Annotated in this window: 9 protein-coding genes; 4 read left to right on the plus strand and 5 right to left on the minus strand. The window is 43.5% G+C overall.

All coding sequences use genetic code 11. The annotated features are described in order from the left end of the window. Positions 1–13 precede the first annotated feature (13 nt). Together QUA27_RS22000 and QUA27_RS22005 are read right to left on the minus strand one after the other, a co-directional pair. Positions 14–1,249 carry an adenylate/guanylate cyclase domain-containing protein gene (locus QUA27_RS22000; protein WP_333070495.1) on the minus strand — a complete coding sequence of 412 codons (1,236 nt, stop codon included), beginning with the start codon at positions 1,247–1,249 and terminating at the stop codon, positions 14–16. Positions 1,250–1,405: 156 nt separating this feature from the next. Further along, positions 1,406–3,550, minus strand: a complete 2,145-nt coding sequence (locus QUA27_RS22005) for a SpoIIE family protein phosphatase (RefSeq protein WP_333070496.1) — start codon at positions 3,548–3,550, stop codon at positions 1,406–1,408. 175 nt (positions 3,551–3,725) lie between these two features. Here QUA27_RS22005 and QUA27_RS22010 point away from each other — a divergent pair, with 175 nt between their 5' ends. Continuing rightward, positions 3,726–4,085: a VOC family protein gene (locus tag QUA27_RS22010; protein WP_333070497.1), complete on the plus strand. Its 360-nt coding sequence runs from the start codon at positions 3,726–3,728 to the stop codon at positions 4,083–4,085. 3 nt (positions 4,086–4,088) lie between these two features. After that, entirely contained in the window at positions 4,089–5,369 is a 1,281-nt protein-coding gene (locus QUA27_RS22015; protein WP_333070499.1) for a recombinase family protein, read from the plus strand. 49 nt (positions 5,370–5,418) lie between these two features. On the opposite strand, the gene QUA27_RS22020 is transcribed toward QUA27_RS22015, so the two are convergent. The 3 genes from QUA27_RS22020 to QUA27_RS22030 all read right to left on the minus strand — a co-directional run bounded on the left by QUA27_RS22020 (position 5,419) and on the right by QUA27_RS22030 (position 12,176). Next, positions 5,419–6,636 carry an adenylate/guanylate cyclase domain-containing protein gene (locus QUA27_RS22020; RefSeq protein WP_333070518.1) on the minus strand — a complete coding sequence of 406 codons (1,218 nt, stop codon included), beginning with the start codon at positions 6,634–6,636 and terminating at the stop codon, positions 5,419–5,421. 200 nt (positions 6,637–6,836) lie between these two features. Next, positions 6,837–10,517, minus strand: coding sequence for a GAF domain-containing protein (locus QUA27_RS22025; protein ID WP_333070501.1), 3,681 nt, complete (start codon positions 10,515–10,517; stop codon positions 6,837–6,839). A gap of 105 nt (positions 10,518–10,622) precedes the next feature. Beyond that, positions 10,623–12,176: a sensor histidine kinase gene (locus QUA27_RS22030; RefSeq protein ID WP_333070502.1), complete on the minus strand. Its 1,554-nt coding sequence runs from the start codon at positions 12,174–12,176 to the stop codon at positions 10,623–10,625. Between the two features lie 654 nt (positions 12,177–12,830). Here QUA27_RS22030 and QUA27_RS22035 point away from each other — a divergent pair. Together QUA27_RS22035 and QUA27_RS22040 are read left to right on the plus strand one after the other, a co-directional pair. After that, positions 12,831–14,153: an AAA-like domain-containing protein gene (locus tag QUA27_RS22035; RefSeq protein ID WP_333070503.1), complete on the plus strand. Its 1,323-nt coding sequence runs from the start codon at positions 12,831–12,833 to the stop codon at positions 14,151–14,153. 118 nt (positions 14,154–14,271) lie between these two features. Further along, on the plus strand, positions 14,272–17,826 hold the full coding sequence (locus tag QUA27_RS22040) for a WD40 domain-containing protein (protein ID WP_333070504.1): 3,555 nt from the start codon (positions 14,272–14,274) through the stop codon (positions 17,824–17,826). Positions 17,827–17,968 lie beyond the last annotated feature (142 nt).

Here is a 17,968-nt window from a genome sequence, read left to right on the forward strand (position 1 = left end):
TGATGTATTAATGTCACTTCTGGGTGAACTTCCACACGCCATTCCAGTTAGCAGGAATACTATTTTTTAACAGCGATTGGATGCGTTTGAGGTAAAGTTGACTGGGCTTATCTTCTGGATTTATGGCTACTATTTGTTCAAAACAAACTAGGGCATTAGCAAAATTTCCCTGACAATATTCTTGGAGTCCCTCCTCAAATATAGGCAAAGTTTGAATTTTGAGCGATCGCACTGGTTCTACTTCAACATCTAACACCTCACAAACAGAAATGGCTTCTTGTCTACCTTTGACAATAGCCCGATCCAAAAAACGGATATGATACTTTTCGGGTTGACTCAAACGTTGTACCACATCTCCAGAAATTAATAAAGATACACCATAATACTTAGTCAAACCTTCCAGACGAGCGGTGAGATTGACATGATCTGATATCGCATCTGCTTGCATCCGATTTGCGTCACCAATAATCCCAACCATCGTATCACCCACATGGATACCAATGCCAATCTTCAGCGGTATATCCCCATTTATTTTACGGCTTTGATTGTATTTGTGCAACTGCTCCAGTTTCACAATTCCTGCCTGAATAGCATCATCCACGCCATCAGGAAAAACTGCCATGACTCCATCTCCAATATACTTGACAATAAAACCGTTGTGCTTGCGAATTTCGGGACTAATTTGCTGTAAATAGTTATTGATGAAGTCAAAGTTTTCTTGAGGAGTCATTTGCTCCGCCATCGTGGTGAACGAACGCATATCTGAAAACATAATTGCCATCTCTTTGCTCACGTGATCTCCAAGCTGGAAATCAACCATGCTCTGCTTTCCGAGAAATTGGAGAAATTCATCGGGTACAAAACGTCCGTAAGCCTGCAAAAGTTTCTCTAATTCTTGTTCCCGCGCTTTCACCGTTTGCACCATATGCGAGAATACCTGTGCCAGTTCTCCCAGTGCATCACTGCGCGCTGCCACATCTGACAATATCTCGGGTTGAAAACTATTGTTTTTTACAGCAATAGCTGCATCTATAACCTTTTTTACCTGCTCGATGTAAGTCTGCATCTCTCGGTTTTTATGGCGGATCTGGTTTTCCAGATCCGTGGAGTGTTGCGTAATAATTTCTACTAAGGTTTCATAGCTGTTTTTTTCATCCTCTACTTCCTCCAGTTTTTCGCTCAACTCCTGGAGCTGGTTATGGAGTTCTTCTGGAGATTTAGATGGTGCTAAATTTATTTGTGGTTTCATAATTTATACTTCTGAATCTGGAAGCGCAAAGTTGTTTGACTTCCTCGCTGTAAATTATTATAACTTACAGGCGCGGAACTCGAAATCTTGTTTCTGCTTCGATGCTTGACCACTAAATCCAAGACCCCTGGTAGAAACCGGGTTGACGACCGTCAATCATAAATTATGCACAATATTTCCCTGTTGCTTCAATACTAGCAAAGTAATGTCATCAAATACCTTTTGTTCTCCAATAAATTTTCGTAAATCAGCGATGGTGGCTTCCTTGATTTGTTCGGCGCTCAAATGCCAGTTTTGAGAAACCACTTCACATAGTCTTTCGATACCGTAGAATTTTTTGTGTATGTTTCTAGCTTCGGGGATGCCGTCAGTATAAAGCACCACGCCGTCCCCCGGCTCTAAGTCTACTAAAACATGGCTAATCCAATCGGAAATATCCTCATCTAAGGCGAGCGGAAATCCTAAATTTATGGTGTCTATCCGCTGGATTTGACCACCTTTCCTGACCACAAGAGTTTCCTCATGTTGACCGCTGATACTAATTGTGCTATCGGCGTAGTTGAGCAAAGCTAGGGTCATATTTTTGTCGGAGTTCATGCGCTGGACATTTTTATAAATAGTGCGGTTGAGGGTATCTAAAAAACGCACCGGATCGGATTCTTGCATTTCCTGAAGAGTGCGGACAGCAGCTTGAGTCATCACCATCAAAATGCCGCTTTCTAATCCGTGTCCGGTGACATCACCAATGCAAATCGTCACCACCCCGTTAGTACAAAGTACGTCGTAGTAATCACCACCTACTTCCGAGGCTGGCTCCATAAATCCGGCAATATCTAAATCTTCAATCGCTGCGAGTTCAGCAGGTTTTGGTAGAATCAACTGCTGCATTTGTTTGAGCATATCGAGTTCGGAGCTCATGCGGAGGTTTTCCGCTTTCAGGCGCTGGTTGAGAGTGGCAATTTGTTTAGTGGCTGTGGCGAGTTCAGAGGTACGTTCTTTGACTTTATCTTCTAGGGTTTCAAAGGATTCTTGCTGTTGTCTCGCCATGCTGTTAAAGGAATTTCTTAAGGTTTCAATTTCCCAAATTCGACTGGAATCAACGTTCTGGTTAAGAGCGCCACCTGCTAGATATTCTGAAGCTTGAGCAATTTGATTCAGGGGGCGAGTAATCCAGCTAGCGGTGAAAATACCCACTCCAACAGAGACAATTAAAGCCACCATACACAGCAAAATGGTCTGGCGAGTGTTAGCATAAATTTGCGCCATAAAGTCGGATTCAGGAACTACTACTACAATCAGCCAATTGAGACCGTACTTGTCAGTTAGGGGAGAAACTTGGATAAATTGCCGTTCACCGTTTAGCTTAAAGTCAAGTTGAACAGTTTGATGGATGTCTTCCAAACGCTTGAAGCGATCGAGCAGATAAACCACACTTTTACGCATCAATGGGTTGCTGCTTTCCTGTGCTTTTATCCGCTTTGTATCTTTGCCTTTTCCCACCGAAAGAGGCTGTTCTTTAAGCGAGGTGGCTATTAATTCACCCTGGGGTTCAATGATAAATACTTGACCAGAATTACCCACCCTTAAGGTTTGCAGGAAGTGACGAATTTGATCGAGTCCCATCTGGCAAGTCAGCACGCCAATTAGTTTCCCTTCGCCATTATAATAGGGTAGACTCGCATTAATTTGCAGCGTACCATAACCAAAATTAATATAAACTTCACTCCAAGCTGCCTGTTTCTTCTCAACAACAACTTTGTAAAAAGGGCGCGTGCGAACGTCATAATTGGGCGTGGTTTTGTCAATTTTTGTGGGGTTTCCATCAGCATCAAGGTTGTAATATATCAAGTCGCCACCCCCGGAAACCAGTTGCTGGGCAAGCTGAGGTTGTTCAAGTCCAACCAGCCGATTTACCCAACCCACACGCAGGTACTGACCTTTTTCGTTGGCAATTCCCGCGTGACCGATCGAATTAAATTGCAGAACTTGTTTCCAAAAATAGGGTCGTGCTTGCTCCAAATCGTCAAAGTTCAACACACCCAAAGGTACAGCATCCTGATTAATCTGATTCACCAATGGCGGAGCTTCCAGATAGGTTTGAACACGTTCGTAAACTCTCGCACTCACTTCGTGCCGCAACTGACTAACAATATCGTTGACTATCTGCTCTCCATTTCTGTAAGAGAGATAGCCAACGCAGCCAACAGCAGCCAAAATTTGGATAACAAAGGGAACTACCAAGACATTGCGGAGACGGAATTTGCCCGCTCTGGAGACGATCGCACTTTTTTGAGAAACCATTGTTAAAAACACTCCCAGCGGGCCGTTTTTTGTTACAAGACTTGATAATGGATATATTAAGAGCGACGGACAATGTTATCATATCAAAAACTCAACCAACATCAAAAAATCTGCGTTCATCAGCGCTCATCTGCTTGCATCAGCGGTTAAAATAAAAAAATAAATCCTAACAAAAATGCAAATTACTCAATCCCTCCACAGCGCCATCCTCATCTCCCACCTGGAAAAATCCCAACACTTTTACAGCACCGTACTAAAACTGCAAAAAATCGATCGAGACTTAAAATTTCCCGGAATCTGGTATCAAATCGGCGACTTCCAGCTCCACCTAATTTTAGCTGCAACAATTATCCCAGATGCCGTAGACAATGCCAAATGGGGACGCAACCGACATCTAGCATTTTCTGTTGCTAACTTAGAGGCAGCCAAACAGCAATTAATCGCTCACAATTGCCCGTTTCAAATGAGTGCGTCAGGTCGATCGGCATTATTTACCCAAGATCCCGACGGCAACATCATCGAACTCAGCGAGTAACAGATGAAAATCATCGCTTATTCTTACACCGAACCGCTACTCGAAGCAGCACCCGCACCGGAAATTTGGGGTCAAGAAGTCGATCGCACCTATCAAGACTTAGGAGGGCGACAACAACTGCAACAACTCCTAAAAGACTGCGAAACAGAACCAGTCAAATACCTGTTAATTCAGCGTTTTGAAGAACTCGGCGACACCGTACAGCAAGTGTGTTCACACCTCGCCCAACTCGAAAACCTCGGCGTCGAAATCATCGTACAAGCAGAAACAGAACCGCGAAACCGCAAAAACTTGCTGCAAATCCTTGCAGAAATCCAGCGCAGCCAACACAGCCGGAGTATTCGAAAAGGACACGCGCGCAACCGCATCAAATCGCGGATTCCACCGGGTAAGGCTCCCTACGGCTACCGGCGCGGCAAAGATTGTTATACGATCGATAAAACCACCGCCCCCACCGTCAAAGACTTTTTTGAACACTTTTTAATTTACGGTTCCTTGCGAGGTTCCGTGCGGTATTTAGCCAAGAAATACAACAAGAAAATCTCTGTAAGCACCGGCCGCCGCTGGCTGACAAATCCCGCCTACCGAGGCGATTTGGAATATCAAAGCAGCCAAGTAATTTCTAACACCCACGTCCCGATTATTTCCAGAGAAGAAGCCGCCCAAATAGACAGGTTACTGCGCCGCAACCGCTGCCTTTCTCCTCGCAGCGCTAGCGCCCCACGTTCCCTCGCAGGTTTAGCCATTTGTGCGGAATGCAAATCGCCCATGACAGTTGCAAAAGTCACCTCCTACCGCCAAGAAAAAGAATACCTTTATTTGCGACCGATTAACTGTCTCAAACAGCCTAAATGTAGCGGCCTTTCCTACGATGAAGTATTGCAATTAACCATCGCCGGTATTTGTCGGGATTTACCCGATGCTGTTGCTGGATTGCAAATGCCGAATATGAATGGAATTAAAGCAGGAATTGTCAGGGCGATTGCATCAAAACAAGAAATCATAGATCAACTTCCAGCCCTGATTGACAGCGGCATTTTAGACACGGAAACGGCAGAGTTGAGAGCCTACAAAATCCGCACCGAAATTGCAGAACTGCAAAGCAAGTTAGCGCAACTACCCCCAGTAAATTTGCGAGAAACTGCCCAAACAGTTTCCCTTCCCCAATTTTGGCTCGATTTATCAGAATCAGAACGCAGGTTTTACTTTCGAGAATTTATCGACCGCATTGAAATCGTCCGGGAAAATACAAATTGGAAACTGCAAATTATTTTCATTTTTTAAGAATTAGCTCGACGTTTATCCATAGCTCCTAGGTTAGATGCCCAACTTCTTAAATAAGTGGGGTATTTGGGTACTCTATTAGTTCGCTAGGAATGGACTTCGTTTGACAAGCATCGGTTTCTACCGCTGGATTATCTTTTTTACCTTTTAGCCAATAGACGCTCATCTCTCCTTTTCCTTTAATCGTAATCGCACCTCTTTCCTCAAATAAATACCGATCTTTTAACAGTTCGTAAATAGCCGTAGTAACTTGAATATATCCCGGTAGTCCTTGGCATTCCATCCGAGAAGCAACATTAACAGTATCTCCCCACAAGTCATAGATAAATTTTTTAGTGCCAATTACGCCAGCAACTACTGGCCCTGTATGAATGCCAATCCGAATTTGAAATGGTTCGCCTCTGTCATTTTGAAAATCAGCGATCGCTTCCTGCATATCCAAGGCCATATTCGCGATCGCTTCTGCATGATCTGCCCTCGGCACCGGCAGCCCCCCCGCTACCATATAAGCATCTCCAATGGTTTTAATTTTTTCCAAACCGTGTTTTTCAGTTAGTTGGTCAAACCTGGAAAAAATTTGGTTCAATACATTTACCAATTCTAGAGGTAACATTCTAGCAGCAATAGACGTAAAATCGACAATATCGGCAAAAAGAACTGTTGCTGAATCAAACCTCTGGGCAGGAGAACCCTCACCCTTTTTCAAATTTTCAACAATAGCTGCTGGTAAAATATTCAGCAATAAATGATCCGACTTTGTTTGAGCAAGCCGTAAAGCTAGCTCCACCCCCTGCCGCTCTTTAATTTCGTTTTGCAAACGTTCGACAAGTTCTTGGAATTGCTTCGTTTGCTGTTGAAGTAACTGTTGTTGACTTTGAATAGTTAACTGATTTGCCACTCGTGCCAATACTTCTTTACCATGAAAAGGTTTAGTAATATAGTCAACTGCTCCCACATCAAAAGCTTTCACCTTATCTAAAACATCATCTAAGGCGCTTAAGAAAATCACGGGAATGGAACTGGTTTTTGGTGAAGCTTTCAACTTTGCACATACCTCATATCCATTCATGTCTGGCATCATCACGTCCAGCAAAATTAGAGTCGGCGGAAACTCTTGCACTGTAGCGATCGCCCTTTGCCCATTTAGCGCTTTACGAACCTGATACCCTTGTTCGGTCAATATTGTAGATAAAAGCCGCACATTATCGGGCTTATCATCAACTACTAAAATGTTGGCTTGAATTGTATGATATTGATGGCTGTCCATGCGATCGCTCACGGTAGTTTGTCAAGATAAAAGATTTTAACACTTAAGAAGTTTACCTCAAAAAAAAAAGCAACAGTATAAATTCCGATTGGCCTTTGTAAAAAGAGATGGCAAGGAAACGGTATTGGGGCTTAATGTTAGGTCTTTTTTAAAGAAAATAGCCTCCTAAGTTGAGATTATTTATTTGAAAACTGGTATTTTCACCTCGTCGTAACTGCTGACTGCGCTATATCTATAATATCGTCAAATAGGAAATCCTGCACCAAAGTAGTTAAATATTGTGCAGCCAAAGCAAATTCGCTCGGCAATTCCTCAATCAACTTGACAATTTTATCGTCGCAACATTCATGAGCAGCATGAGATATCTTTTCTACCCACTCAATAGGCATTTGACCGAGTTGTGACTCTACAGATTGATTGCTAGTCACTCCGCTAATGTCGCTTTCATTTTCTAGTGGTGTATCAACAGATTCCTCGTAAATGTAACGTACTCCTAAAAGTTCTTCCATTTTCGCAAATAATATCTTTGCCTCGAAGGGTTTACGCATGAAATCATCGCATCCTGCTCCTAAAATAGTTTGTCGTTCCTCTTCAAAAGCGCTAGCAGTAAGAGCAACTATTACAGTTTGTTTTCCGAGAGGATGAGCTTTAATTTTTCTGGTGGCTTCATAGCCATCCATGACAGGCATCTGCATATCCATCCAGATCAGGTGCGGTTGCCAATCCTGCCATACAGCAATAGCTTCTTCACCATCTCTAGCTGCTCGCACGAGGAGGCCTAGTGGTGACAATAATCTCTCTATTACTAGGCAGTTATCGGCGCGATCGTCAACAACCAAAATCCGGTATTCGGGTTGATTCGGTGCTAAACTAATTACTTTTTTCTGCGGTTTAAGGATTTTAATCTCGCTGGGAGGGGCAAGGCTGATTTGAATATCAAATGCAAACTTACTTCCCAACTCAGGTGTACTGCTAACAGTAATATCTCCTCCCATCATTTGTACAAATTTGCGGCTAATTGGTAAACCTAATCCAGTCCCCTGTTGAGATTTTTGACCTGTTTTTGTTTGCTCAAAGGGTTCAAATAACTTATTCATTTCTTCTGCAGCAATGCCAAGGCCAGTATCTTCAATTTCAAACTGAAGGGGTAACAATTCCGGGTGAATGTGATTCGCGTCTACACAATCACAGTCCGCCAAGCTTTCGGACTGATTAAAACCAGTGCACCATCCGGGTTTTATTTGTATAGCTGCGGTTTCAACCGCTAAGCTTTCGGAATGTTCATAACCCGTGCCGACAAGTTTTGTTTCTGTGTCCGAAAACTCTGCCGTTTTAGCCCCCAAACTTTCTGGTACCTGATTTTTTACTCGCAAAGTAACAGTACCCTTCTCTGTAAACTTGATCGCATTTCCTACAAGATTGATCAAAATTTGCCGTAATTTACCTTCATCTCCAGTAACAAAGTGTGGTACGCCGTCACCCACTTCCAAATTTAGCTGCAATTTCTTAGATTTAGCTTTTAAGCGAAACATTTCTTCTAAGGTTTTTAGCAAGCGCATTAAATTAAAACTGTTTTCATTAAGCTGACTTCTTCCAGCTTCAATTTTGGACATTTCCAAAATGTCATTAATTAGAGCAAGCAAGTGTTCACCCGCGCGATTAATAATTTCTAGGTGCTGTTGGTGTTGATTGTTGAGAGATGAATCGCGCACCATCACCTGACTAAATCCGAGAATGGCATTCAGGGGAGTCCTCAGTTCGTGGCTCATAGAAGAAAGGAATTCGCTCTTGGCGCGGTTAGCTGTATCAGCAGCTACAACAGCTTTTTGTAATGCTGTTTCTGCTAATTTGCGTTCCGCAATTTCTGTTTTGGCTTGTTCAAAAAGAGTGGATTGCTGGATGGCAATTGCTAGCTGCACGGAAATTTGCTGGAGAGATTCTATCTCAGAAGAGGTCCAATGCCTGTAACTGCGGCAGTGATGAGCAATGAGTAGACCCCATAGCTTTTCACCTTGCAAAATGGGAACCACGAGGTTAGCTTTAATTTCCAACTCCCTCAGTAAATTAACGTGGCACTCTGAAATACCAGCCGTATAAATATTGTCCATCGCGCGCAGGTGTCCCTGCTCGTAAACAGAGACGTAGCTTTCTCGAAAACAAGGGTCATTAATGTCTATTCCCAAAATCGACATCGTACCGACAGCTACCGACTCGACGGCTATAAATCCACTCCAATCTGGATTAAAGCGGTAAATAACTGTTCTATCAGTTGACAAAAACTGCCGGATTTCTTCAACAGCCATTGTCATTACTTCTTCTAGGTTAAGAGAGGAACGAATTCGCTCTTGAATAGAATTCACGAGCCGCTCCCTTTTTACTTGTTGCTGCAAAGCTGCTTGCGCCTGTTTGCGAGCAGTAATATCTACTCCATAACCCACGCACTCCACAGGTATGCCAGCAGAATTTTTGACTAACTTTATCTCATCGTATATCCAGCGATAAATACCGTCTTTGTGCCGTTCGCGGTATTCGTAGGAAATCGATTCTTTTTCCAATATCTGAGCGAATGCAGTTGCAACATTTTCTCGATCGTCTGGGTGAATGAGGCTATGCCAATCAAGGGAACCATCAAGAAATTCTCTCGCTTCGTAACCAATCATTGAAACAATATTATCGCTGACAAATGTTACGTCATAATTTCCCCCTAATTTGCAGCTAAAAATCACCGCCGGGGTAGTAGCCAACAAATATTGTAAGCGTTCGGTGACAGAACGCAAGTTTAACTCGGCTTGCTTGCGATCGCGAGCTTCCATTGCTAAAGCTGCGATCTGTGCCACATAGCTAGCGAAGCTTTGCTCGTCGAGCGTCCAATTCCTGGTCGTTCCCTGATGTTCTAAACAAATTACACCCGCAATTTGCCCTTTATGGGTAATAGGGACATCTAGCATCGACGAGATGTTTAAAGGCATCAAATAAGATTCGCTAAATTCTAGGGTGCGCGGATCGGTTTTGGCATCAACCGCTGCGATCGCCTGTTCTTTATTCAAAGCTTGGAAATACCTAGGATAGTCAGCAACTTTCAGTTCTGCACTGGTGCTGTGTTGATTGGGAGTCAGTTCGTAAATATCCGCACAACACATTGCGGATCTATCTTCCTGATAAAACCAAATACTTGCCCGCTCAACATTCAGAGTACGGGTTGCCATTTGCGTAATCTCTCTCAACGCCTCGCCGATATTTCCCTCGTAGATACTAGAATTTTTTGCTAATTCAAGCAAACCATTTTGTTGTTCTGTTAACCTATTTTCTCGTTCGCGTAAAGCGGATTCAGCAGCTATTCTTTCTCTTATTTCTGCTTCTAAATAACCGTTTATTTCTCTCAATTCTGCGGTGCGTTCTTGAACTTTAATTTCTAAGTCATCATAAGCGTGGCGCAACGCCAATTCTGCATCTTCACGCACAGCAATCTCACTCTGCAACTTACGATTTATAAGCTCTAATTCTTGGGGGGTTTTTAAAGACAAAAACTGGGGCAATAGTGTTACCATCGAGGCGGCAGTGAAGCAGGAAACCAGTGCAGTAATTCCTTTCTCAATCCCCGACAGCCAATAAGCTGAATGCCACAACGTCCAAATGTCTAGCAAGTGTCCCGTGCCGCAGAGAATAATAAATGCGCCAAATAAAGCAAATATTCCTAAAAAAGGAACATCGCGCCGCTTGAAGATAAAATAAATTAGCATCGCCGGAATGGAATAGTAGGCGATCGCGATTAAAAAGTCCCCAGTTACGTGCAGCCACACTAAAGGCGTTTGCCAAAGATAGCAGTGACCGTGAGGCATATACTGAGTTGGAGAAAAGATATTTTTGAGTGCTTCCCACATAATACTTGTTATTGGCAGATAATATGTATTTGATGATGCCTAAGTTAGGCAAAAAATAAAAAAAAACGAAAATTGTAGCTGGATTCAGCATTATTTATTAACGCCTCAACCCAGCTTGTTCATAACCCCTTGCTTCTGCACTAGGTGGCGCTCGCCAAATTGCGATCGCAAAGGAATTTCAATGATAAACTCAGTACCTCTCCCAACCTCGGAAGTGCAGCGCAAATAACCTTCATGGGCTTGAATAATCTGATAAGAAATCGCCAAACCCAGCCCGGTACCAGCACCGATAGGTTTCGTTGTATAAAATGGATCGTAAATTTTAGCGATCGCATCATAATCTATGCCCGTGCCATTATCAGCAATGTGAATCTGCACCCACTTGCCATCAACTAAAAGGGTGCGGATGCGAATTTTTAGCAGTGGGCAATAGGTGTTTTGTGAGTGGTCAGAGAAATTATTTTCCCAATAGCCGTTGGTCAAATCTCCCTGCTGTACAATCTGCTCTAAAGCGTCAATAGCATTAGAACAAATATTCATAAATACTTGGTTAAGCTGCCCAGCGTAGCATTCCAATTCTGGCAAATCTCCATACTCTTTAATCACTTGAATAGGCGGACGGTTTGGTTGTTCTTTCAAGCGGTGCTGCAAAATCATTAAAGTGCTATCGAGACCTTCATGAATATTTACCTTTTTCATATCGGCTTCGTCTAAACGGGAGAAAGTCCGTAAAGATTTAACAATTTCCCTAATTCGCTCGGCTCCAATTTTGATCGAACCAAAAAGTTTTTGCAGGTCTTTTAAAATAAAATCGAGCTCGATAGTGCGAATCTTGTCTGCAATTTCCGGCGCAGGAGTGGGGTAATAAACTTGATAAGCCTTAATCAATGCCACAATATCTTTAATGTATTCCTGAGCGGGAATCAGATTGCCATAAATGAAGTTGACAGGGTTATTTATTTCGTGGGCAACCCCAGCTACCATTTGCCCCAAAGACGACATTTTTTCAGTTTGCACGAGTTGAGCTTGAGCGCCTTTAAGTTGTTGCAGAGCGTCCTCTAAGTGCTGAGTTTGTTCTAGCAGTTTAGCTTCCGAATGCCGCAATAAATTTTCCGCCAAAGAGCGATCGCGATTTTCCTGTAGCAAAAGTTCATTAGTGGATTCTAAAGCGATCGTCCTCTCCATCACCCGTTTTTCCAATTCTAGCATTAATTCCGAGAGTGCTTCTTGAGCTTGTTTGCGTTCGCCAATCTCATTTTGTAAAGCTAAATTTGCCACCGCCAATTGATCTGGACTGGGAATAGCCAAGATTTTTGGGATTAGTTCCACCAGCACTGCTGCTGTAGATAGCGAAATCAGCGCTGTAATCGCTTTAAGAAAACCAGAGAACCAATAATTAGGATGCCACAGCGTCCATATTTCCATAATATGGGTAATACCGCAGCAGATAATAAAAGAGCTAAACAGCATAAAAACCCAGTCAAAGGGCACATCTTTCCGCTTTGTGACAATATAAATCAGCGTGATCGGTATCAAAAAATAAGCGACGGCTATCAAACCATCGGACAAAATGTGTAGCCCCAATAATCCGGGTTTCCACAAGTAGCAATGACCGTGAGGAATAAAATAATTTGAAAACATTTTATGAACCATTTGCATCTAATTAACTCGGTTATTTGCTAAGGTTTTTCAGACCTAATTATAGGAAAAACCTCAAACCAGCAGGCACAAAAATAATAATTAGACTTTGGGATCTAACACTTGTGATGAGTAAGTAAATGCAGCGATCTGAAACTACTGTTAATTAAATTAACATCAATCGACTAAGCTTTAGCAAAGTCAACTGTCACATTTTTAATTCTGCCTTCAGTACCCACTGTGACACCGACATGACATTTTGGCCAACGATCAAGAAACACTGAGCGCAGATTCCTTTCCAGTAGGAGCGCCAGCGGCCATTGAAATTAGGTTATAGCACTCAGCTATCCGTCAGACAACCGGGAAATTACCAGATTTAACGGGTGTCACGGATTTCACTTAACGAAGAGAACCATTCTCCAAAGCCTGTAGAGGTGGGTTCACTCTTGTACTCTTGAAGAGTGCAGACAGGTTAAATACACCCACCCCCACCCCGCGAGGGAATTCTTTATTGATAGTGATACTCTTTGGGGGAGAATTAACCGATGTGACCAATTACCCCCTGAAAAATGTCGCGACAGGATCGTGTCGCAATCCAATCGGCGATCGCTCTGAGCTTTACACTCAATCATAAGTGATAATATCAACGATACACTTATATGGTTATTGCCAGTTATGACGATAGATGAGGTACTACAGCTAACTCGTGTGCGATTACAAAAAGATTTATATCCCGTACAAGAAATCATACTCCGCCAAGTTTGGGAAGGAAAGACTTATACAAGTATCGCATCTGCCTCTCATTACGGAGAGCATTACCTGAGAAACATCGCCTCATCTTTGTGGCAATCTCTCTCTCAAGTCTTGCAGACATCTATTAGCAAATCCAATTTTCGCTCTTGTGTAGAATCACGTTCCTTGACCACAGAGGAACGAGAATTAATTGAAGCATTCACCCGCAGCAAATGCCTAGCAACACCTTTAGAATTTCCCGGCTCTCCCGTGCCCCTGGATTCGCCATTTTATATCCCTCACCCGCTAATTGAAGAACTCGCCTATCGAGAGATTACTAAACCCGGAAGTGTGCTGCGGATTAAAGCTCCCAGGAAGATGGGAAAAAGTTCCCTTCTGCTACGCATTTTAGAGCGCGCGACTTCTCTTGACTATCGAACTGTAAGTTTAGATTTTCAGCAAGCCGAGGAAGCTGTTTTAGCCAATATCGATAAATTTTTACGCTGGTTTTGTGCCAACATCAGCCGTCACCTAGAATTACCACCTCTATTAGATGATTATTGGGATGAAGACATGGGTAGCAAAGTAAGCTGCACCATCTATTTGCAACAATATTTGCTAGCCGAAATAAGTACCCCTCTTGTGTTAGCTTTAAATGAAGTAAATATAATTTTTGAATATCCCAAAATTGCCCGAGAATTTTTGCCGCTCCTGCGAAGCTGGCATGAAGAAGCAAAGCGGATTGAAACTTTGGGAAAACTGAAGTTAATCGTTCTTCACTCCACAGAAATTTATATTCCTTTAAAGCTTACTGAATCGCCTTTTAATGTCGGTTTACCGCTGCAATTGCCCTATTTTACAGAAGAGCAGATACTTGCTTTAGCCCAGCGTCACGGACTGGATTGGACAGATAGCCCCGATGCCGATCGACTGATGGCAATGGTGGGGGGACATCCTTATCTGGTGCGGCTAGCTCTTTACCACCTGTGTCAAAACAGTGTAACCCTAGATCAGCTACTACAAGAAGCTCCCACAATAGCGGGAATTTATAAAGATTACTTGCGGAGTTTTTGGGCAACATTGCAAGAGTATCCCGAACTTGCGGTTGCACTTAAACAAGTAGTAAAATCGGAACACGGAGTGGAATTAGATCCGATAGTGGCTTCTAAATTATTTAGTATGGGGCTGATTCATATCGATAACAACCGCTGTACGCTAAGCTGCGAGTTGTACCGCCTCTATTTTGGTTCGCACAACTTTATTTAGATCGAGGTTTGAGAGTTTATTTGCGTAAGTTATATTAGTAGAATGAAGCGATCGCACCACATCCTCACCTTTTAATAAACTCGCTAGATACTTACATTTAAATTAACCTATAAACCGCATGACCAAGCTTACATACCAAATTGGTGGCAGTCTCGCCAGTGATGCGCCTACATACGTAGTGCGACAAGCAGATATCGAACTTTATGAAGCCTTAAAACGAGGCGAGTTTTGCTACGTCCTCAACTCCCGGCAAATGGGCAAATCTTCCCTTCTCGTTCGTACCCTCCACCGACTGCAAGCAGAAGGATTTCAATGCAGCACGATTGACATGACCCGCATCGGCAGCGAAAACATTACTCCTTTACAGTGGTACAAAGGAATCGTTGGGGATGTGTGGCGCAGCTTTAATTTATTAGGGCAAGTTAATTTAAAAACTTGGTGGAAAGAACAAGAAGAAGTTTCTCTCCTGCAAAAATTGAGTCTGTTTATTGAAGAAATTTTATTGACCCGATTTGCGGAGAATCGAATTATTATATTTGTCGATGAGATTGATAGTATTTTAAGTTTAGATTTTCCCGTAGGTGACTTTTTTGCCTTGATTCGTTATTGTTACAACCAACGAGCCATTAATCCCGCCTACAATCGGATTACATTCGCGATTTTTGGAGTAGCTACACCCAGCGATTTAATCGCTGATAAAAATCGGACACCTTTTAATATTGGGCAATCGATCGATTTGTCAGGATTTAGCTTAGAAGAAGCGCAACCATTAGCGAAAGGGTTAGAAAATGTCATAGCTAATCCGCAAGCAGTTCTCAAAGAAATCTTAGCTTGGACGGAAGGGCAACCATTTTTAACTCAAAAAATATGTGAATTAGTGGTAAAAATAGCCGGAGCCTCCCACAGCGGTGATTTAAAAATACCACCGGGAACCGAGGAATTTTTTGTGGAATCTGTGGTGACAGAAAACATCATCAATAACTGGGAATCGCAAGATGAACCCGAGCATTTACAGACAATCCGCGATCGCATTTTGAGAAGTGAGCAACGTGCTGCTAGATTACTCGGTATCTATCAACAAATCTTACAACGGGGGGAAGTGGCAACTGATGACTCACGAGAACAAATGGAATTGCTGCTGTCGGGTTTGGTGGAGAAACAGCAGGGTTTCCTGAAGGTGAAAAACCCAATTTATCAGAAAGTATTCGATTGTTCATGGGTAGAAGAACAATTAGCGTCTGTGCGCCCTTACTCTCAAACTTTTGATGCTTGGGTCGCTTCCCTACAACAAGATACTTCGCGTCTTCTGAGGGGACAAGCCTTGAAAGATGCCCAAAGTTGGGCACAGGGCAAAAGTTTAAGCGATTTAGACTATCAGTTTTTAGCGGCTAGCCAAGACGTAGACAGACAAGAATTGCAATTATTTTTAGAAGCAGAACGTCTTAAAGAAGTAGAAGCTAGGCTGGCACTCAAGAAAAAAAATGCCAAACGCCAAAAATATTGGATTGCGGCACTTTCGTTCGCTTTGGCGATCGCGATCGCAGCGGGAATATTCGCTTTCTCCCAGTACCAAAAAGCCCTCGTTAGCCAACGCAATGAGGAAATAGAAAAAATTCAAGGCAGGGCTAGATATTCGCAAGCCCTCTTTGCCTTAGATAAAAGGTTAGATGCTTTAATTGAAGCACTCAAGGCCAGAAGAGAACTCAAACACTTGACACCAAGCGACCCGCAGACAGAAACAATGGTGGAGTTAGCCTTGCGACGGTCAATTTATGGAGCTGTTGAATCTAACCGCTTTTCGGGTGATGCCTCTGTCAATATCGCCTTAGATGTCAGTTCTGATGGCGAGATGATTGCTGTGGCAACAATCGGAAATGGTGTCCAAATTTGGCAGAGCGATGGTAGATTGCTCGATACCTTTAAAGGATATCTTGGTCCAGTTGTAGCCGTGGACATCAGCCCCAACGATCAGCTCATTGCTTCATCAAACGGAGACACAACCGTCAAACTCTGGCGACGTGACGGTACTCTCGTGAAAACTTTGACAGGGTTTAAAGCTGTAATTGGTCAAGCCAAGTTTAGTCCTGACGGAAAACTGATTGTTGCCTCCAGTGGGGACGGTACGATAAAAATTTGGCGCAGCGATGGCAGATTGCTCAAGACCTTGAAGCATGGCGCGATCGTTGCCACACCGGTAGCTTTTAGCCCCGATGGAGAGCTGATAGCCTCGGCTGCTGACAGCGGCACTTTAAAACTCTGGCGGCCCGATGGCACGTTATTGAAAACACTTTCAGATATGCCATCTCCTGTTTTCTCAATTGCCTTTAGTCCTGACGGCAAAACCCTGGCAACCGGCGAAGGAGACGGCAAGCTGCATCTGTGGCAGCGTGACGGCAGTTTGTTAAAGACTTTCACCGCACACGATGCGGCAATTAACGCCCTAGCGTTCAGCCCTAATGGGCAGATCGTCGTCTCTGCCTCTGACGACAAGATGCTCAAGTTTTGGAGCAAGGACGGTACTTTGTTGAATGCCATTAAAGGCCATGACAGTAGCATTCAAGATCTGGCATTTAGTCCCAGTGGCGACACGCTATATTCTGCATCTTTGGATGGCACTGTAAAACTCTGGAAATTACGCAATCGGTGGCTGACCATTCTGCGAGGACATACTGCTGGAATTTGGGGAATCGCTTTTAGTGCCGACGGACAGTTAATCGCTTCATCGAGTCCAAATGAGACAATTCTCTGGCGCAAGGACGGGATTAACTATCGACGTTTAAAAGGGCCAAGCTCTCGGTTTGGCTCAGTTGCAATTAGTCCAAATGGTCAAACGATTGCTACTGTTGGTGCAGACCAATCGATTAAGCTTTGGAGTCCGAACGGTAAATTGCTTCATAGTCTCAAAGGGCATCTGGGGGGTCTGAGGCAACTCGCTTTTAGCCCTGACGGTCAGATGCTTGCTTCTTCGAGTAGCGATCGCACGGTCAAACTTTGGCGGTTAGATGGCACCGAAATCGCTACTTTTAGAGGACACGCGGCGGGGACTTGGGGGGTTGCTTTTAGTCCCGATGGTTCGACACTTGCATCGAGCAGTGGTGACAAGACAGTCAAGCTTTGGCGTTTGGCTGAGGTTTTGAACAAGAAGCGCGAGCTAAATTCTCAATCGGAGGTCAAAACTGAAGATAGCCTATTCAAGACTCTTCAAGGTCATACGAATACAGTCCATGACGTAGCTTTCAGCCCTAATGGTGAATTGATTGCTTCGGTGAGTGGAGACAGGACGGCTAAACTTTGGAGTCGCGACGGCAAGTTACTGCATACTCTTGAGGGACATAAATCTGGGATTGCGAGTGTAGCGTTTAGCCCTGACAGCAAGACTTTCGCTACAGGGAGTAATGATGGGATCATTAAACTCTGGAAGAGTAATGGCGCATTGCTAACCAATCTGATCGGGCATAGTGGTGGGGTGAAAGAATTAGCGTTCGCTCCTGATGGCAAAACTCTGGCTTCGGCTTCTGAGGACAAAACGGTTATTTTGTGGAATTTAGAGCAGTCTGTAGCACTAGATAAGGTAGTAGCAGCGGGTTGCGATTGGGTGCGAGATTATCTGCTCACTAATGCAGAATTGAAGGAAGAGGATAGACATTTGTGCGATGCCGTGGGCGATCGCTAAATTATCCGAAACCATGAACTATCAATTATGAAAGATTACTCTTACCAAATTGGTGGCAGTCTCACAACTGATGCGCCTACCTATGTCCAACGACAAGCAGATCTCGAACTTTATTAAGCCTTAAAACGAGGCGAGTTTTGCT

Source organism: Microcoleus harperi Pol14_C6 (assembly GCF_036701295.1).
GTDB lineage: Bacteria > Cyanobacteriota > Cyanobacteriia > Cyanobacteriales > Microcoleaceae > Microcoleus.

Excerpts from the sequence above, each read along its gene's own strand:
- QUA27_RS22000 (WP_333070495.1), bottom strand. The coding sequence starts at position 1,249 with ATGAAACCACAAATAAATTTAGCACCATCTAAATCTCCAGAAGAACTC.
- QUA27_RS22005 (WP_333070496.1), bottom strand. The coding sequence starts at position 3,550 with ATGGTTTCTCAAAAAAGTGCGATCGTCTCCAGAGCGGGCAAATTCCGT.
- QUA27_RS22010 (WP_333070497.1), top strand. The coding sequence starts at position 3,726 with ATGCAAATTACTCAATCCCTCCACAGCGCCATCCTCATCTCCCACCTG.
- QUA27_RS22015 (WP_333070499.1), top strand. The coding sequence starts at position 4,089 with ATGAAAATCATCGCTTATTCTTACACCGAACCGCTACTCGAAGCAGCA.
- QUA27_RS22020 (WP_333070518.1), bottom strand. The coding sequence starts at position 6,636 with ATGGACAGCCATCAATATCATACAATTCAAGCCAACATTTTAGTAGTT.
- QUA27_RS22025 (WP_333070501.1), bottom strand. The coding sequence starts at position 10,517 with ATGTGGGAAGCACTCAAAAATATCTTTTCTCCAACTCAGTATATGCCT.
- QUA27_RS22030 (WP_333070502.1), bottom strand. The coding sequence starts at position 12,176 with ATGCAAATGGTTCATAAAATGTTTTCAAATTATTTTATTCCTCACGGT.
- QUA27_RS22035 (WP_333070503.1), top strand. The coding sequence starts at position 12,831 with ATGACGATAGATGAGGTACTACAGCTAACTCGTGTGCGATTACAAAAA.
- QUA27_RS22040 (WP_333070504.1), top strand. The coding sequence starts at position 14,272 with ATGACCAAGCTTACATACCAAATTGGTGGCAGTCTCGCCAGTGATGCG.